The sequence below is a fragment of the Nocardioides sp. genome, from assembly GCF_964228225.1.
Taxonomy (GTDB): domain Bacteria; phylum Actinomycetota; class Actinomycetes; order Propionibacteriales; family Nocardioidaceae; genus Nocardioides.
The window spans coordinates 1-17,350 of the sequence record NZ_CAXQZB010000020.1 but is presented as its reverse complement, the minus strand read 5'-3'; the positions used below and the strand labels follow the sequence as shown (position 1 = coordinate 17,350).

Genomic DNA, 17,350 nt, shown 5'->3' with positions numbered 1-17,350 from the left:
CCCCGGGATCGTCGGTGCCAGGGCCTATCGTCTGGAGCCATGCGCGAGGACCACCGGCCGATGACGCCGGCCGAGGAGCTCTCCGAGCTCGTCACCGCCGACGCCATGAGCCACCTCGACGCCGATGCCACCGGCCCCCGCCCGCTCGAGGCGGCGCGGGTCGACCTGCTGCTCACGGCCCTGCCGGGCAGCGGTCGCGGCCTCACCGCCCGCGTGGCGCTGCACCGCGCCGCCCTCGACTCCGCCTCCGACGCCCGCTACCGCGAGCTGCACCGGGCCGCGGCCGCCTACTGGCGCGGGCGCCTGGAGGCCGCCACGGAGGAGCTCGAGATGCTGCTGGGCCTGCTCGTCGAGCAGCTGCCCGACCTCGACCCCACGGTGCTCTCCCGCTTCGAGACCCTCACCGCCCGGGTGGGCGGGGAGGAGACCTGGCTGGGCGACGGGCGGCTGATGGTGCTGCTGCGCGGCGTCGAGGACCCCGAGGCGCGGCGGCTGGCCGCCGAGGTCGCCGTCCGGCTCTCGCTGGAGGCCGACGACGCCGTGCGCGGCGAGGTGCCCGAGGCGCTCGTGCTCGATGCGTTGAGCGAGGTCGCCGAGACCTGGCGGGTGCTGGGCGACGTGCCCCGCTGTAACGGCGCGGTCGACCAGGCGTTGCGTCACGCGATCTCCTGGCGCCAGTCGCGCTTCCTCATCGACTACGCCCTGGAGGCCGCGCGCATCCCCGGCATCACCATCGCCCCCGACGTCCTGGCGCAGGTCGAGGACGTCGTGGAGATCCTCATGGACGACCCCGACATCGCCGAGCAGGTGATCGCCGAGCTGTTCGCCGACGACTCCACCGCTCCGGGCGGCGCGCCGGGAGCCGCCCCCGAGGCCGGCGCATGAGGACCTCCACGCCCGGCCCCTTCGCCCAGCTGTTGGGCTTCGAGCTCGTGCACGCCGACGCCGAGGGCGCGGAGATGTCGGCGCTCCCGCGGTCCGAGCACTGCAACGGCGGCGGCATCCTGCACGGCGGCTACCTCTCCGCCCTGCTCGACTCCGCCACCGGCTGGGCCGTGCACGGCGCCCTCGAACCCGGCCAGCTCGCCCCCCACGTGCACCTCGACGTCCAGTACCTGCGCGCCGGCCGCCCCGACGAGCCCCTGCGTGCCACCGCCCGCTGCCTGCGCCGCGGGCGCACCATCCTCGCCGCCGAGGCCGAGATCACCCAGGGTGGCCGGCTGCTCGCCAAGGCCACCAGCACCCACGCCGTCCTGCGTTGAGTGGGGGTGCTGTCTCCCGTCGTCACCAGCGGAATGCACCGGTTCGGCGGAGAAGTCGACCATTTCGCTGGTGACGACGGAAGGGCCGTGAGCCCCCGACCATTGACACTAGAACGTGTTCTAGCGACGATCGGGGCGTGACGCAGACCACACCCCCCGAGGACATGCGGATGCAGCGGTCGAGCCGCGACGCCGCCACCGTGCCGGCGCAGCTGGAGGGGTGGCTCACCGGGCTGCTGCCCGAGGGGGCGGCCCCGCGCGTCACGCTGCACTCCGGGATCGACGCCAACGGCATGAGCAGCGAGACGCTGGTGCTCGACGTCGACTGGACCGACCCTCAGGCCGGCGCGCAGCGCGGGGAGTACGTCGCCCGCGTGGCGCCCGCGGCCGGGGACCTGCCGGTCTTCCCCCGCTACGACCTCGGCGAGCAGTACGAGGCGATCCGGATGGTGGGGGAGCGCAGCGGGGTGCCGGTGCCGGGGCTGAGCTTCCTCGAGCCCACCGGGGAGGTGCTCGGCACGCCGTTCTTCCTCATGGAGCGCATCGACGGCGTCATCCCGCCCGACGTGCTGCCCTACAACTTCGGCGGCAACTGGCTGGCCGACGCCACCGTCGCGCAGCAGCGGGCGCTGCAGGACGCCACCGTGGCCACGATCGCCGAGCTGCACGGCATCGCCGACCCCGTGACCACCTTCGGGTTCCTCGACCCCGCCCACCACGGCCACGACGGCCTGAGCCTGTTGGCCCGCAACGTCGCCCGGACCCGCGCCTGGTACGACTACGCCGTCGCCGACCTCGGCCGCTCCCCGCTGGTGGAGCGCGGCCTGGCCTGGCTGGAGGCCAATATCCCCACCGGCCCCGGCGCCCGCGACGAGGACGCCGTGCTGTGCTGGGGCGACTCACGCATCGGCAACATGATCTACCGCGACTTCGCCCCCGTGGCGGTGCTCGACTGGGAGATGGCCGCCATCGGGCCGCGCGCGCTGGACCTGTCCTGGCTGTGCTTCGCCCACCAGGTCTTCGAGTCGATCGCCTCGCTGATGGAGCTGCCGGGGATGCCCGACTTCCTCACCGAGGCCGACGTCGTGGCCACCTACGAGCGGCTCACCGGCGTCGAGGTCGGCGACCTCACCTGGTACCACGTCTACAACGGACTGCAGTGGTGCATCGTGTTCATGCGCACCGGCGCCCGCCAGATCCACTTCGGCGAGATCGAACGGCCCGACGACATCGAGGCGCTGTTCCACTGCAAGCCGCTCGTGGAGCGGATCCTGGCCCAGGCGGGTGCCTGAGATGGTCTCGCCGCTGGACGAGTTCCCGATCCACCAGGCGCCGCTGCCGGCGATGTGGCCGGCCTCGAGCGACCGCAACTTCTACGACCGCAACTACTTCAACGCCCACGATCGCACCGGCGACCTGTTCCTCATCACCGGCCTGGGCTACTACCCCAACCTCGGCACGAAGGACGCCTACCTGCTGCTGGCCCGCGACGGCAAGCACACCGCGGTGCACCTCTCCGACCGCTGCGACGACGACCGCCTGAACCAGCACGTCGGGCCCTACTCGGTGGAGGTGATCGAGCCGCTGCAGCGCCTCCGGATCCGCCTGGAGGAGACCGAGGGTGTCAGCGCCGACCTCACCTGGACCGGCTCGTTCCCGGTGCTGCAGGAGCAGCCCCACGTCATGCGCTCCGGGGCCCGGGTCACCCTCGACGCCCAGCGCTTCGCGCAGGTCGGCACCTGGGAGGGCCACGTCGTCGTCGACGGCGAGCGCATCGAGGTCACCCCCGACGTCTGGGTCGGCACCCGCGACCGGTCCTGGGGCATCCGCCCGGTCGGCGAGGCGGAGCCCGCCGGGGCGCCGTCGGACCCGCCGTTCGACGGCATGTGGTGGCTCTACGTGCCCATGCGCTTCGAGGAGTTCGCGCTCGTCGTGATCCTGCAGGAGCAGCCCGACGGCTACCGCAGCCTCAACGACTGCCACCGCGTGTGGCCCGACGGCCGGGTGGAGCAGCTCGGCTGGCCGCAGGTGCGCATCCGCTACGCCCCCGGCACCCGCACCCCGACCGGCGCCACGCTGACCTGCATCACCGCCGACGGCCGCACGCTGGAGGTGGAGGTCGCCTCGCTCCTGGCGGCCCCGTTGCACGTCGGCGCCGGGTACGGCGGCGACCCCGACTGGACCCACGGCCAGTGGAAGGGCGAGGGGTTCGCCGAACGCGTCACCTACGACCTCGCCGACCCCGCCGTGCAGGGCCGCTTCATGTTCGGCTGCGTCGACCACGTCGGTCGCGCCGTGCTCACCGAGGACGGCCGCACCCACGAGGGGTGGGGCCTGTTCGAGCACTTCTGCATCGGCCGCCACGACCCCACCGGCTTCGGCGACTGGTTCGCCGTCGCCCCCTGACACCCCTTCCGGAAGGACCCCGATGACCGCCCCGGTGCTCGATCTCACCGACCCCGACCTCAACCTCGCCGGCATCCCGCACGCGGAGTTCGCCCGCCTGCGCACCGCCGCCCCCGTGCAGTGGATCGAGCAGACGCCGGAGGCCCGCGCGGGGTTTCTCGGCACCGGCTACTGGGCGGTGACCCGCCACGCCGACGTCGCCACCGTGTCGAAGAACTCCAGCGTCTTCTCCAGCGCCGAGAACGGGGCGCTGATCCGGCTCGGGCCCGACGCCACCCGCGCCAACGTCGAGCTGACCCGGGTGGTGATCCTCAACCAGGACGCCCCCGAGCACACCCAGACCCGGCGCATCGTCTCGCGCGGGTTCACCCCGCGCGCGATCGAGGCGCTGACCGACGTGATGCGCGAGCGCGCCCAGCGCATCGTGAAGGAGGCGGTGGCCCGCTCCCGCGCCGAGGACGGCATCGACTTCGTCACCGAGGTCGCGGCCGCCCTGCCGCTGGAGGCGATCGCCGACCTGCTCGGGGTGCCGCAGGAGGACCGGGAGAAGCTGTTCTCCTGGAGCAACCAGATGACCGGCAACGAGGACCCCGACTACGCCGGAGACCCCGAGGCCGCCTCCACCGAGGTGCTGATGTACAGCCTTGCCATGGCCGCCGAGCGCAAGGCGAACCCGCGCGACGACATCGTCACCACCCTCGTGCAGGCCGACAAGGACGGCCGCGGCCTGACCGACGACGAGTTCGGCTTCTTCGTCATCGCCCTGGCGGTGGCCGGCAACGAGACCACCCGCAACGCCATCAGCCACGGCATGGACGCCCTGCTCGACCACCCCGAACAGTGGCAGCGCTGGGTGCGGCACCGCAGCCCCGAGCTGGCCGCCACGATGGTGGACGAGGTCATCCGCTGGGGCACCCCGGTCACCTCCTTCCAGCGCACCGCCGTGCAGGACGTCGAGCTGGGCGGCGCGCAGATCCGGGCCGGCGACCGCGTGGGCCTCTTCTACGGCAGCGCCAACTTCGACGACGCCGTGTTCGCCGACCCCCACGCCTTCGACATCACCCGCAGCCCCAACCCGCACCTGGCCTTCGGGGGCCACGGCGCGCACTACTGCATCGGCGCCAACCTCGCGCGCCTGGAGATCCGGCTGCTCTTCGAGGCCCTCGCCGAGCACGCCCCCGAGCCGGTGAAGCTCGGCGAGCCGCAGCGGCTGCGCTCGGGCTGGCTCAACGGCATCAAGCACCTGCCCGTCCGACTCTGACGCCCCACCCGACCACCCGCCCGATCCGATCCACGCCAGGAGCCCTGCGATGACCCAGCTGCGCGACCCCCACGACACCACCGGCCTGGACCGTGACGCGTTCTTCATCGGCGGCGGCTGGACGGCCCCGGCCACCGACCAGGTGATCGAGGTGGTCTCCCCGCACACCGAGCAGGTGATCGCCCGGGTTCCCGAGGGCACCCCGGCCGACATCGACGCCGCGGTGGCCGCGGCGCGGCGGGCCTTCGACGAGGGTCCCTGGCCGCGGATGACGCCGGCGGAGCGGATCGCGGTGATCGAGGCGTTCTCGGGGCTCTACGCCGGGGCGATGGTCGAGATGGCGGGGCTCATCACCCTGGAGATGGGGTCGCCGACCAGCTTCGCGAACCTCGCGCAGAGCCCGGCGCCGTGGATGCAGATCGAGGCGTTCCTGGCGATCGCGCGGGAGTTCGGCTGGGAGGAGACCCGGCCCGGTGCGCTGGGGGCGCCGGTGGTGGTGCGCCGTGAGCCGGTCGGCGTCGTCGCGGCGATCCCGCCGTGGAACGTCCCGCAGTTCACGATCATGTCCAAGGTGGTGCCGGCGCTGCTGGCGGGCTGCACGGTGGTGGTGAAGCCGGCCCCGGAGACCCCGCTGGACGCCTACCTGATGGCCGAGCTCCTGCAGCAGGCCGGGGTGCCCGAGGGTGTGGTCAACATCGTGCCGGGCGGCCGGGAGACCGGTGCGCACCTGGTGGCCCACCCCGGCATCGACAAGGTGGCCTTCACCGGGTCCACCGCCGCCGGTCGGGCGATCGCCTCGGTGTGCGGGCAGCAGCTCAAGCGGGTCAGCCTGGAGTTGGGTGGCAAGTCCGCGGCGATCCTGCTCGACGACGTCGACCTCGCCCACGCCGTCGAGGGCATCAAGTTCACGGGCCTGATGAACTCCGGGCAGGCCTGTGTGGCGCAGACCCGGATCCTGGCCCCGCGCTCGCGCTACGCCGAGGTCGTGGACGCCCTGGCGACCGCCGTGTCCGGGATGGCGGTGGGCGACCCCACCGACCCGGCCACCGAGATCGGTCCGATGGTGGCCCAGCGCCAGCAGGAGCGGGTGTCGTCCTACATCGCCCTCGGGGAGTCCGAGGGGGCGCGGATCGTCACCGGCGGCCTCGGGATGCCGAGCGGCCTGGACCACGGCTGGTACGTGCGGCCCACCGTGTTCGCCGACGTCGACACCCGGATGCGGATCGCGCAGGAGGAGATCTTCGGCCCGGTGCTCTCCGTCATCGCCTACGACGGGGTGGAGGAGGCCGTGCGGATCGCGAACGACTCCGAGTACGGCCTGGCCGGCACCGTCTGGACCGCCGACCAGGCGGCCGGGCTCGACGTCGCGCGCCGGGTGCGGGCGGGCACCTACGGCGTGAACACCTACACGATGGACTTCGCCGCGCCCTTCGGCGGCTTCAAGGCCTCCGGCCTGGGCCGGGAGTTCGGGCCCGAGGGGCTGGGGCAGTACACCGAGCTGAAGTCGGTCTACCTGGAGACCCCCGCGGGCTGAGCGGGACCCCGGCGGCCCACCCGGACGGGTGGGCCGCGTCCGTCCCAGAAGTTCAAGACAGCGTGTCCAGAGCATTTGTAAGATCACGTCTGTGCAGTTGACACCGTGTGCGCCTGTGTCAACCGACACTTTTGCTACCGGGCGGTATCGGAACGAGACGCCGATCACTACGATTCCGCACATGACGTCGCAGACACCCGACGGTCAGTCCGAGCCCGGCGGCGCCCCGCTCGTCGACGGTCCGGCCGACCCCGAGCACGACCCTCGCGCGGCCTACCGGCTCGAGCCGGACTACGTCGCCTCGCTCACCGAGCGCATCGTCTCGACGTCGGGGGAGACCGTCGCGGTCTACAGCCCGCTCGACGGTGCCCCCCTGGCCCACATCCCGCAGTCCAGCGACGACGACGTCGCCGAGGCGTTCGCCCGCGCGCGGGCCGCCCAGGCGCGGTGGGCCCGGACCCCGATCGAGATGCGGGCCGCGGCGCTGCTGCGCCTGCACGACCTGGTGCTCGACCGCCAGGACGAGATCATCGACCTCACCGTGCTGGAGTCGGGCAAGGCCCGCAAGCACGCCTTCGACGAGCCGATCCACATCGCGCTCACCGCGCGCTACTACGCCCGCACCGCCGAGCAGCACCTGGAGACCCGCCGCACGTCCGGCGTCATGCCCGTGCTGACCCGCGTCGAGGTGAACCGGGTGCCCAAGGGCGTCGTCGGCATCATCTCGCCCTGGAACTACCCGTTCACGATGGCGCTGTGCGACGGCATCCCGGCCCTGCTGGCCGGCAACGCGGTGGTCACCAAGCCGGACTCCCAGACGATGCTCACCGCGCTGTACGGCGCGCAGCTGCTGGAGGAGGCCGGCATCCCGCGCGACCTGTGGCAGGTCGTGTCCGGGCCCGGGCGTCGGATCGGCGGCGGCATCATCGGCCGCGCCGACTACATCTGCTTCACCGGCTCCACCGCCACCGGCAAGGTGATCGCCCAGCAGTGCGCCGAGCGGCTCATCGGCTGCTCGCTCGAGCTCGGCGGCAAGAACCCGATCCTCATCCTGCGCGACGCCGACGTCGAGAAGGCCGCCGAGGGTGCCGTGCGCGGCTCGTTCTCCAACGCCGGCCAGCTGTGCGTCTCCATGGAGCGGATGTTCGTGGCCGACCAGGTCTACGACCGGTTCGTCGAGCGCTTCGTGGCCCGCACCAAGGCGATGACCCTGGGGGCGAGCCTGGACTGGGGCAACGACATGGGCTCGCTGATCTCGGCCGACCAGCTCGCCACCGTCGTCGCCCACGTCGACGACGCCGTCGCCAAGGGTGCGCGCGTGCTCGCCGGCGGCCGGGCCCGTCCCGATCTCGGCCCCTACGTCTACGAGCCCACGATCCTGGAGGGCGTCACGCCCGACATGACGTGCTTCGGCGAGGAGACCTTCGGCCCGGTCGTGTCGCTCTACCGCTTCCACGACGAGGCCGAGGCCGTGGCCCGCGCCAACGACGGCGAGTACGGCCTCAACGCCTCGATCTACAGCCGCGACGGCCGTCGGGCCCGCGCCCTGGCCGCGCAGATCAAGTGCGGCACCGTGAACATCAACGAGGCCTTCGGGGCCACGTTCGCCAGCATCGACTCCCCGATGGGCGGCATGCGCGAGTCGGGCATGGGCCGCCGGCAGGGGAGCGAGGGCATCCACCGCTACACCGAGTCGCAGTCGGTCGCCACGCAGCGCGGCCTCACGCTCGGGCCGGCGTTCGGGATGTCGGATGAGACCTACGCGAAGGTGATGACCGCCTCGCTGCGACTGATGAACAAGATCGGAAGGGCCTGAGCATGGCTGACCAGCAGTTCGACTTCGACGTCCTCGTCATCGGGTCCGGCTTCGGTGGCTCGGTCACGGCGCTGCGCCTGACCGAGAAGGGCTACCGCGTCGGCGTGCTCGAGGCGGGCGCCCGCTTCGAGGACCAGGACTTCTCCAAGGGCACCTTCGACCTCACCCGCTACCTGTGGGCCCCCGCGCTGGGCTGCTACGGCATCCAGCGCGTCGACGCCGTGCGCGACACCCTGATCGTGGCCGGCGCGGGCGTGGGCGGTGGATCGCTGGTCTACGCCAACACCCTCTACGAGCCGCTGCCGGCGTTCTACCAGGACCCGCAGTGGTCGCACATCACCGACTGGCGCGAGGAGCTCGCGCCCTACTACGACCAGGCCAAGCGGATGCTCGGCGTGGTCGAGAACCCGGTGCGCACCCCCGCCGACGACGTCATGGAGAAGGTCGCGGCCGACATGGGCGTGGGTGAGACCTTCCACCCCACGCCGGTCGGCGTGTTCTTCGGCGGCCCCGGCCAGCAGCCGGGCGAGAAGGTCGAGGACCCGTTCTTCGGCGGTGAGGGCCCGGCCCGCAACACCTGCACCAACTGCGGTGAGTGCATGTCGGGCTGCCGGCACAACGCCAAGAACACCCTGGTGAAGAACTACCTCTACCTGGCGGAGAAGAACGGTGCCACGGTGCTGCCGCTCACCACCGTCACCCAGATCGACCCGCGCGAGGGCGGCGGCTTCGACGTGCGCGTGAAGTACACCAAGGCCAAGCGCGCCACTGCCAAGAACACCCGCGTGCTCACCGCCGAGCACGTCGTGATGGCGGCCGCCTCGCTCGGCACCCAGAAGCTGCTGCACCGGATGAAGGACGAGGGCCACCTGCCCCGCATCTCCGACCGGCTGGGCCACCTCTCGCGCACGAACTCGGAGTCGATCCTGGGCGCGATCGCGCCGAAGTCGAACACCACCGACTACTCCTACGGCGTGGCGATCACCTCCAGCTTCCACCCCGACGAGCACACCCACATCGAGCCGTGCCGCTACGGCAAGGGCCACAACGCGATGGCGCTGATGCAGACCGTGCTCACCGACGGCTCGCTGCCCGGCAAGCGGTGGCAGCAGTGGCTCAAGGAGCTGTGGAAGCAGCGCACCAACGTGGCCGACCTCTACGACCTCAAGCACTGGTCGGAGCGCACCGTCATCGCGCTGGTCATGCAGTCGCTGGACAACTCGATCACCACCTACGGCACCAAGTCGAAGTTCCTGCCGTGGCGGATGACCTCCAAGCAGGGTCACGGTTCCCCGAACCCGACCTACATCCCCGAGGCCAACGAGGCGGTCAACAAGATCGCCGAGCACCTCGGCGGCGGCACCCCCGGCGGCAACATCGGCGAGCCGTTCAACATGCCGCTCACCGCGCACTTCATCGGTGGCTGCACGATCGGCGACTCGCCCGAGACCGGCGTCATCGACCCCTACCAGCGCGTGTACGGCTACCCGGGGCTGCACGTCGCCGACGGCTCGGCCATCACCGCCAACCTCGGCGTGAACCCCTCGCTCACCATCACCGCCCAGGCGGAGCGGGCCATGTCCTTCTGGCCCAACAAGGGCGAGGCCGACCCGCGCCCCGAGCTCGGTGCCGCCTACGAGCGGATCAGCCCGGTCGCCCCGGCCAAGCCGGCCGTGCCCGGCGCCGCCCCCGGCGCCCTGCGCCTGCCGATCGTCGGCGTGTCCTGATCCGACCGATCCCTGCGGGGGCCGCTCACCGATCGCGGTGGGCGGCCCCTGCTGCATGAGGCGCATCCCCTTGGATCGGGGCAGCACGTTCAGGCGGCACCCGGGGTGGTCTGTCGGGTGCGGGCGTCTCGTGACGCTCGCTGGGGCTCGCGCCTCGACGACCGTGCCGTGCCCCACGACGCCCATGCCGTCCTCCCACGTTCGTCGAGGAGGCGCCCCGGCGCCGTCACGAGACGCAGCGAGTCGGGAGTCGGCACCGGCCCGAGGTGGTCCCTCGGGTGCGGGCGTCTCGTGACGCTCGCCGGGGCTCGCTCCTCGACGACCGTGCCGTCCCCCCGCGGAATGTGCAGTCAGCGCCTCGGACCCCACGGCCGGCGGCTGCGCCTCCCGCAGGCGACGACGCCCGACGCGTCCCCCGCGTTCGTCGAGGAGGCGCCCCGGGGCCGTCACGAGCCGCGGCGAGCCCGCAGTCGGCACTGGCCCGAGGAGGCTTGTCGGGTGCGGGCGTCTCGTGACGCTCGCCGGGGCTCGCTCCTCGACGACCGTGCCGTGCCCGACGACTCCCGACAGGGCGGCAGCGGGTACCTGCGGTCCTCTCGTCGCCGACGCCAGTGGTCGGCGCCGATCCGTCCTCGCCGAGCGTGCCGCTCCCTGCGCCACCGCCTCCGCGCCGCGCGGGGATGTGACCGGGGGTCCACGAAATTTCTCGGTGAGCGCCGTAACCCGCCCGATGGGGCGTCGTTGAGCCTCTCGAAGCCGGTAGTGATTTGCTCCCTCCCGAAGGGCCGGCTTCAGTCCAGGCACTGTGTTCACAGTCGCGTGGACACTCAGGGCCCCGCCACCCTCCCTCCCCGGCGGGGCCCTGTCTCCGTTTTCGGCCCCGCCCGCCGGCTGTCCGGGGCCCGCGACCGCGTCGGGCGGGGCGGTGGCGCCTCGATACGATGCCGACGTGCCACGCCGGTGGTGCGGGAGCGAGGGGTGTCGATGACGCAGGCGAGCGAGCACGACCTGGTGCTGGTGGTCGACTTCGGGGCGCAGTACGCGCAGCTGATCGCCCGCCGGGTGCGCGAGGCGCGGGTCTACTCCGAGATCGTGCCCCACCACCTGCCCGTCGCCGAGATGCTGGCCCGCAAGCCCGCCGCGATCATCCTGTCCGGCGGCCCGTCGTCGGTGTACGAGGACGGCGCCCCGCGGCTCGACCCGGCCCTGCTCGAGGCCGGGGTACCGGTGTTCGGCATGTGCTACGGCTTCCAGCTGATGGCACAGGGCCTGGGCGGCGAGGTCGCCGCCACCGGCGCCCGCGAGTACGGCCGCACCCCGGTGCAGGTCACCGCGCCGGGCACGCTGCTCCACGACGTCCCGGCCGAGCACTCGGTGTGGATGTCGCACGGCGACTCCGTCGTCGCGGCACCCGCGGGCTTCGACGTGCTCGCCGCCACCGCGGTGACCCCCGTGGCCGCGTTCGAGAGCCTCGAGCGCCGGATGGCGGGCGTGCAGTGGCACCCCGAGGTGCTGCACTCCGAGCACGGCCAGGAGGTGCTGGAGCACTTCCTGCACGACATCGCCGGGTGCCGCCAGACCTGGACGATGCTCAACATCGTCGAGGAGCAGGTCGAGCACATCCGCGCCCAGGTGGGCGAGGGTCGGGCGATCTGCGCGCTCTCGGGCGGCGTCGACTCCGCCGTGGCCGCCGCGATCGTGCAGCGCGCGATCGGCGACCGGCTCACCTGCGTGTACGTCGACCACGGGATGATGCGCCAGGGCGAGACCGAGCAGGTGCGCCACGACTTCGAGGAGGTCTTCGACGTCCTCGACGTCGTCGACGCCTCCGGCCAGTTCCTCGACGCCCTCGCCGGGGTGACCGACCCCGAGGAGAAGCGCAAGATCATCGGCCGCGAGTTCATCCGCACCTTCGAGGCCGCCCAGGTGCGGGTGTTCGGGGAGGCCGGGCCCGGCGAGACCGCGTTCCTGGTGCAGGGCACCCTCTACCCCGACGTCGTGGAGTCCGGCGGCGGTGCCGGCACCTCCAACATCAAGTCCCACCACAACGTCGGCGGCCTGCCCGACGACCTCGCCTTCGAGCTGATCGAGCCGCTGCGCACCCTGTTCAAGGACGAGGTCCGCGCCGTCGGCGAGCAGCTGGGCCTGCCGTCCTCGATGGTGTGGCGCCAGCCGTTCCCGGGCCCCGGTCTGGGCATCCGGATCATCGGCGAGGTCACGCGCGAGCGCCTCGACATCCTGCGCCGCGCCGACGCCATCGCCCGCGAGGAGCTGACCCGTGCCGGCCTCGACCGCGACATCTGGCAGATGCCGGTCGTGCTGCTGGCCGACGTGCGCTCGGTCGGGGTGCAGGGCGACGGCCGCACCTACGGCCACCCCGTCGTGCTGCGCCCGGTCACCTCCGAGGACGCCATGACCGCAGACTGGGCGCGCCTGCCGTTCGACCTGCTCGAGCGGATCTCGACCCGCATCACCAACGAGGTGGCCGAGGTCAACCGCGTGACCCTCGACGTCACGAGCAAGCCCCCGGGCACCATCGAGTGGGAGTGAGTGCGTCGATGAGCCTGGGAGTGCGTCTGCGCCGCGCGATCGCCCGGCTGCTGCTGCGGCTGTTCCGCTGGCGGACGTCGGGGGAGGTGCCGCGCTCGGCGATCCTGGTCGGGGCGCCCCACACCTCCAACTGGGACTGGGTGCTCACCCAGCTGCTGGCCTGGGACAGCGGCGTCACGATCCGGCTGCTCGTGAAGGAGTCGCTGTTCGTCGGCCCGCTGGGCTGGATCCTCAAGGCCACCGGCGCGGTGTCACTGGACCGCGACAACCCCGGTGCCACGATCAAGGCGCTCGTCGCCGCCTCCTCCACCGCCGACTCCTTCCTGCTCGGCCTGGCCGCCGAGGGCACCCGCAGCAAGGGCGAGTACTGGAAGTCGGGCTTCTACCGGATCGCCCAGCAGACCGGCCTCCCCATCACCCTCGCGTTCCTCGACGCCCCCTCACGTACGGTGGGATGGGGGCCGACGTTCCACCCCGGCGAGGACCTCGTGGCCGACATGGACATGGTGCGGTCCTTCTACGCCGGGATCACCGGCATCCGACCCGAGGGCGCGACCGTGCCCCGGTTGCGCGAGGAGGAGAAGGGCGGGTTCCGCTGATGACCGGACGACGACAGGCGGTGGCGCTGCTGGTGCTGGCGGCCCTGCTCGGTGTCGGCCTCGCGGTCGGCGCGGCCTCCATCGGCACCAACGACCCAGCGCCGACGACGTCGGGAACCGGCAGCACCGTGGTCGACACCGTCACCGCGGTGAACGCGATCCAGGCGGGGGCGGTCCTGCTCGACGTCCGCACGCCGGAGGAGTACGAGGCCGGTCACATCGCGGGGGCGATCAACCTCGACATCGAGGCCCCCGACGCCGACGCCCGGCTCGCCGAGCTCGACCCCGACGCGCGCTACGTCGTGTACTGCCGCAGCGGGAACCGCTCCACCATCGCGGCCCAGCGGATGATCGACCTCGGCATCACCGACGTCGTCAACGGCGGGAGCTTCGACGCCCTGGCCCTGGAGGCCCTGCCGATCGAGTGAGGTCCTCGGCCCGGGTGCGCCAGTGCGCGGCCCGGGGCGCGCCGACCCGCTCCCACAGCTCGGCTGCGGCGTGCCACGCGGTCACCGCCGTCTCGGGGTCGCCGGCGTCGAGCGCGAGCTCGCCCAGGACCTGCCAGGCCTCGGCGGTCGCCATCGGGTTGTCGAGCTCGATCGCGAGGTCGCGCGCAGCGACGGCTGATCCCACGGCCTGCTCGGCGTCGCCCTGCGCCCGGTGGGCGAGCGCGGCGTAGGTGTGGGCCAGCACCACCAGCTGGAGGTCGCCCTGGGCCTCGCTGCGCGGGACCGAGGCCGCGATGAGGTCCAGCGCCTCCTGGGGGCGCCCCAGGCCGGCCAGCGCGCCGGCGCGCAGCACGGCGGGGTAGGCGGGCATCTCGTCCTCGGCCGGCAGCAGGGCCAGCGCCTCCTCGGCGCGGTCGAGATCGGCCAGCGCGCGGGCGTGCTCGCCGTCGGCGATCAGCTCCTCGGCGCCGTAGAGCAGGTGCCACATCCGGGGTTGGGGCTCGGCGAGCAGGACGGCGGCGTCGGCCTCGATCGCGGCGATCCGCGCCCGTGCCTCCGCCTCGCGGCCCAGGATCCGCAGGCAGTGGATCTCGGTCCACCAGCGGTCGATGCGTGGCGCGACCGCCTCCTCGGGCAGCAGCGCGAGCGCCTCGCGGGTGTGGGTGAGGGCGTCGGCCATGCGTCCGGAGAACCGTTCGACCAGCGACAGCGAGCCGAGCACGGCCAGCTCCGCCTCGGGCGGGAGCCCGAGGTCGCGGTAGGCGCGCAGGGCCAGCTCCAGGTGACCCCGGCTCTCCACCGAGCGCTGCAGCCACACGAACAGCGAGCCCCGGTGGTGCCGGGCCCGGGCCAGCGCCCCGCGATCGCCGAGCGTCTCGGCGGCCTGCACCGCGAGGCCGTGCAGGTGCTGTCCCTCGACCAGGCGCCACTGCCCGTGCAGCCACGGGTGCAGGCCGTCGGCGAGGTCGATCAGGGTGCGCGGGCGCGTCTCGGCCACGGCCCGCGCCAGCGCCAGGACGTCAGGGGTCGTCGCCTCCAGCCATCCGGCGGCCTCGCGCGGCGCGGGGGAGGGCTGGGGCGCGACGGTGTCGGGACGCGGGTACCACGGGTCAGTCGCGAGCGCCGCCACCGCCGAGCACGCCCAGACCCGGCCCACCAGGTGGGCGCACAGCCGGTCCAGGGCCTCCTCGCGCACCCGCGGCGGGTCCTCCTCGCGGGCCGCGGCGACCACGTGGGTCCGCACGACGTCGTGCAGGCCGTACCGCACCGGGCCGTGCTCGCCGCCGCGCAGCGGGACGACGAGGTGGTGGCGGCGCAGCTCGGCCACCAGGGGCTCGAGGTCCGCGGGCTCGAGGTCCACGGACGCGGCCCAGCTCGCCAGGTCCAGGGCGGCACACGGCTGGTCGGCCAGCCGTCGCAGCGCCCACCGCGCGGCCGGGCCGAGCCGGTGGTAGGCCGCCCCGACGATCTCGGTGAGGGGGTCCTCGGCCAGCCGCTCGCGCCGTCGTTCGCGCTGCAGGTCGGCGTGGTCGCGCAGGGTCCACTCCGGTCGCGTCGCGACCCGCGCCCCGACCAGGTGCAGCGCCAGGGGGATGCCCTCGGCGGAGTCGACCAGGGCGGTCGCCGCGGCCGGGTCGGTGGCCGCCACGTCCGTGCCGACGAGGCGGGCGAACAGGGCGTGCGCAGCGGCGCCGGACAGCGGTGGCAGCGCCACCCGGGCCACGGGCGCCACCGGCAGGCCGGGCAGGTCCTGGCGCGCCGTCAGCAGCACCGCCGAGCCCCGCAGCGTGGGGAGCGCCCGCGGCAGCAGGGCGGCCACCTGGGCGGTGTCGGCGACGTTGTCGAGCACCACGACCCGCGGCTCGGCGCGCAGCCGGGTCTCCAGCATCCGGCGCCGCTCGACGGCCCCGGTGGGCACCACCCCGACGCCGAGCGCGGTGAGCAGGGCGGTGGCCGCCGTATCGGCGTCCACCGGTGCGTGCGAGGGATCGTGACCGCGCAGCTCGATCACCACGGTCGGCGCGAGACCGCCCGCGGACCGCAACGACTCGGCGGCCGCCAGCACGAGTGCGGTCTTGCCGATGCCCCCGAGACCGTGCACCACGACGGGGCCGCGCGGCGCCCCCTCGAGGACGGCGGCCAGCGCGTCCTCGCGTCCGATGAGCCGCAGGTCGCGCGGGCCGGTGCCGGCGCGCAACCGGGCTCCGGTCCGCACCGGTGCGGCGGCCTCGCCCGACAGTGCCGCGAGCTCCTGCAGGTCCCGGTCGGTCGCCCCGAGCACCGTGGCGATGTCGAGGATCAGGCCGGCGTCGGGTCTGCGCCGCCCGGGCCGGAAGGCGTCGTAGACGGTGGTGCGACCCGGGCGCCCGGCGTCCTCCGGGCGCGCGCTGCGCAGCCGGCCCACGCGCGCCGCGATCTCGCCGAAGGAGGGTGATCCCGCGCGGGTCCGGAGCCCGGCCAGCCGCTCGGCCACCGCGTCCGACGCAGGCGCCGCGGGTGCCGTGTCGTCCCCGGTCGATCCCACACGCGGACCCTAGCGACGGCGTACCCTTCGGTGCATGCGCGCCCCCCGACGTGTCGTCCCCGCCCTCGTCCTCAGCCTGGTCGTCCTCACTCCGCTCGCGGCGCAGGCCCGCACGATCAACGGCACGAACAAGAACGACAAGCTCACCGGCACCACGGTGGCCGACGTCATCTCGGGCCTGAACGGCAACGACACGATCCTCGCGCGCGGCGGCAACGACAAGGTCGTCGGCGGTCAGGGCAACGACCGGATCAACGGCGACGACGGCGACGACAACCTCGCCGGCAGCCTCGGCAACGACACCGTGTCGGGCGGGAACGGCAACGACCTCGTCGGCACCGCGGCGCCGAAGAAGGGCGCCCAGACCCCCGACGACGACATCGCCCTCGGCGGCGCCGGCGACGACCTGCTCACCACCGGCCCCGGCGCCGACACCCTCTCGGGCGGCACCGGGCGCGACCAGCTCAACGGCGACACCGGCCCCGACGTGCTGCGCGGCGGCGACGACGACGACTACCGCGCCGGCGGCAAGGGCTACAGCGGTCTCAACGGCGGCGACGGCGACGACAAGGTCTACGGCGAGGACGGCGACGACTGGCTGCAGGGCGGGCCCGACAACGACGTCGTCGACGGCGGTGAGGGCGACGACCACCCGGCCGGCGGCCCCGGCAACGACCGGGTGTTCGGCGGGCCCGGCCGCGACCACGTCGACGGCGACGAGGGCGACGACTTCATCGACGCCGGACCCGGCGACGACTTCTGCCAGGCCCCGGACCCGCGCTGCGCCACCGGTCGCTTCCCGGCCGAGGACGGTGCCGACGGCGCGTTCGGCTTCGACGTCACCGGCGACAGCGGCGACGACACGATCTACCCCGGTGACGGCATCGACCACGTGTTCGGCGAGGAGGGGGTCGACCTCATCGTCGCCGCCGCCGACGGCGACCGCGACCTGCTCAGCTGCAAGGGCCAGACCGGGCCGCTGGCCCCCGACGAGGGCACCCTGGTCTACGTCGGCGACATCGACCCCGACGAGGACGACTACCGGACCCGCGGCTGCACGGTGAAGTTCCTGACGATCGCCGAGTTCCAGCAGGACTACCCCAAGCTCCCGCTGCCCGGCGAGCTCGGCGTCGTGCGCACCTCCCGGTCGTTCTCCGGCCTCTTCTGACCGCCTCTGGGAGACGCCGGTGGCCGGTCGTCGAGGAGTGAGCGCCGGCGGGCG

Annotated in this window: 13 protein-coding genes; 12 read left to right on the top strand and 1 reads right to left on the bottom strand. The window is 73.3% G+C overall.

Annotated elements, in window-relative coordinates; genetic code table 11:
* Positions 1-39: 39 nt before the first annotated feature.
* From ACERUJ_RS05090 to ACERUJ_RS05040, 11 genes are all read left to right on the top strand, one after another.
* Positions 40-885, top strand: coding sequence for a hypothetical protein (locus tag ACERUJ_RS05090; protein ID WP_370247372.1), 846 nt, complete (start codon positions 40-42; stop codon positions 883-885).
* Positions 882-1,262, top strand: a complete 381-nt coding sequence (locus ACERUJ_RS05085; protein WP_370247371.1) for a PaaI family thioesterase — start codon at positions 882-884, stop codon at positions 1,260-1,262. The genes ACERUJ_RS05090 and ACERUJ_RS05085 overlap by 4 nt, the downstream gene beginning before the upstream one ends.
* A 137-nt stretch (positions 1,263-1,399) precedes the next feature.
* The gene (locus ACERUJ_RS05080) at positions 1,400-2,554 is read left to right on the top strand and encodes a phosphotransferase family protein (RefSeq protein WP_370247370.1); all 1,155 of its coding nucleotides are present in this window, start codon (positions 1,400-1,402) and stop codon (positions 2,552-2,554) included.
* Position 2,555: 1 nt separating this feature from the next.
* The gene (locus ACERUJ_RS05075; protein ID WP_370247369.1) at positions 2,556-3,668 is read left to right on the top strand and encodes a hypothetical protein; all 1,113 of its coding nucleotides are present in this window, start codon (positions 2,556-2,558) and stop codon (positions 3,666-3,668) included.
* Positions 3,669-3,690: 22 nt separating this feature from the next.
* Positions 3,691-4,929 (top strand): cytochrome P450, encoded by a 1,239-nt coding sequence (locus ACERUJ_RS05070; protein ID WP_370247368.1) that lies wholly within the window; start codon positions 3,691-3,693, stop codon positions 4,927-4,929.
* A gap of 49 nt (positions 4,930-4,978) precedes the next feature.
* A complete protein-coding gene (locus ACERUJ_RS05065) occupies positions 4,979-6,463 on the top strand; it encodes an aldehyde dehydrogenase (protein ID WP_370247367.1) in 1,485 nt (494 codons plus the stop codon).
* Between the two features lie 181 nt (positions 6,464-6,644).
* Positions 6,645-8,279 carry a succinic semialdehyde dehydrogenase gene (locus ACERUJ_RS05060; protein WP_370247366.1) on the top strand — a complete coding sequence of 545 codons (1,635 nt, stop codon included), beginning with the start codon at positions 6,645-6,647 and terminating at the stop codon, positions 8,277-8,279.
* Between the two features lie 2 nt (positions 8,280-8,281).
* A complete protein-coding gene (locus ACERUJ_RS05055; RefSeq protein ID WP_370247365.1) occupies positions 8,282-10,006 on the top strand; it encodes a GMC oxidoreductase in 1,725 nt (574 codons plus the stop codon).
* Between the two features lie 984 nt (positions 10,007-10,990).
* Positions 10,991-12,556 carry a glutamine-hydrolyzing GMP synthase gene (gene guaA, locus ACERUJ_RS05050; protein WP_370247364.1) on the top strand — a complete coding sequence of 522 codons (1,566 nt, stop codon included), beginning with the start codon at positions 10,991-10,993 and terminating at the stop codon, positions 12,554-12,556.
* 8 nt (positions 12,557-12,564) lie between these two features.
* A complete protein-coding gene (locus ACERUJ_RS05045; RefSeq protein ID WP_370247363.1) occupies positions 12,565-13,155 on the top strand; it encodes a 1-acyl-sn-glycerol-3-phosphate acyltransferase in 591 nt (196 codons plus the stop codon).
* The gene (locus ACERUJ_RS05040) at positions 13,155-13,583 is read left to right on the top strand and encodes a rhodanese-like domain-containing protein (RefSeq protein ID WP_370247362.1); all 429 of its coding nucleotides are present in this window, start codon (positions 13,155-13,157) and stop codon (positions 13,581-13,583) included. Before ACERUJ_RS05045 ends, ACERUJ_RS05040 begins: the two co-directional genes overlap by 1 nt.
* Here ACERUJ_RS05040 and ACERUJ_RS05035 read toward each other — a convergent pair.
* Positions 13,531-16,128: an NB-ARC domain-containing protein gene (locus ACERUJ_RS05035; protein ID WP_370247361.1), complete on the bottom strand. Its 2,598-nt coding sequence runs from the start codon at positions 16,126-16,128 to the stop codon at positions 13,531-13,533. The genes ACERUJ_RS05040 and ACERUJ_RS05035 overlap by 53 nt on opposite strands.
* Before the next feature lie 34 nt (positions 16,129-16,162).
* Between ACERUJ_RS05035 and ACERUJ_RS05030 the strand changes: the two genes are divergently transcribed.
* Positions 16,163-17,296: a calcium-binding protein gene (locus ACERUJ_RS05030; RefSeq protein WP_370247360.1), complete on the top strand. Its 1,134-nt coding sequence runs from the start codon at positions 16,163-16,165 to the stop codon at positions 17,294-17,296.
* Positions 17,297-17,350 lie beyond the last annotated feature (54 nt).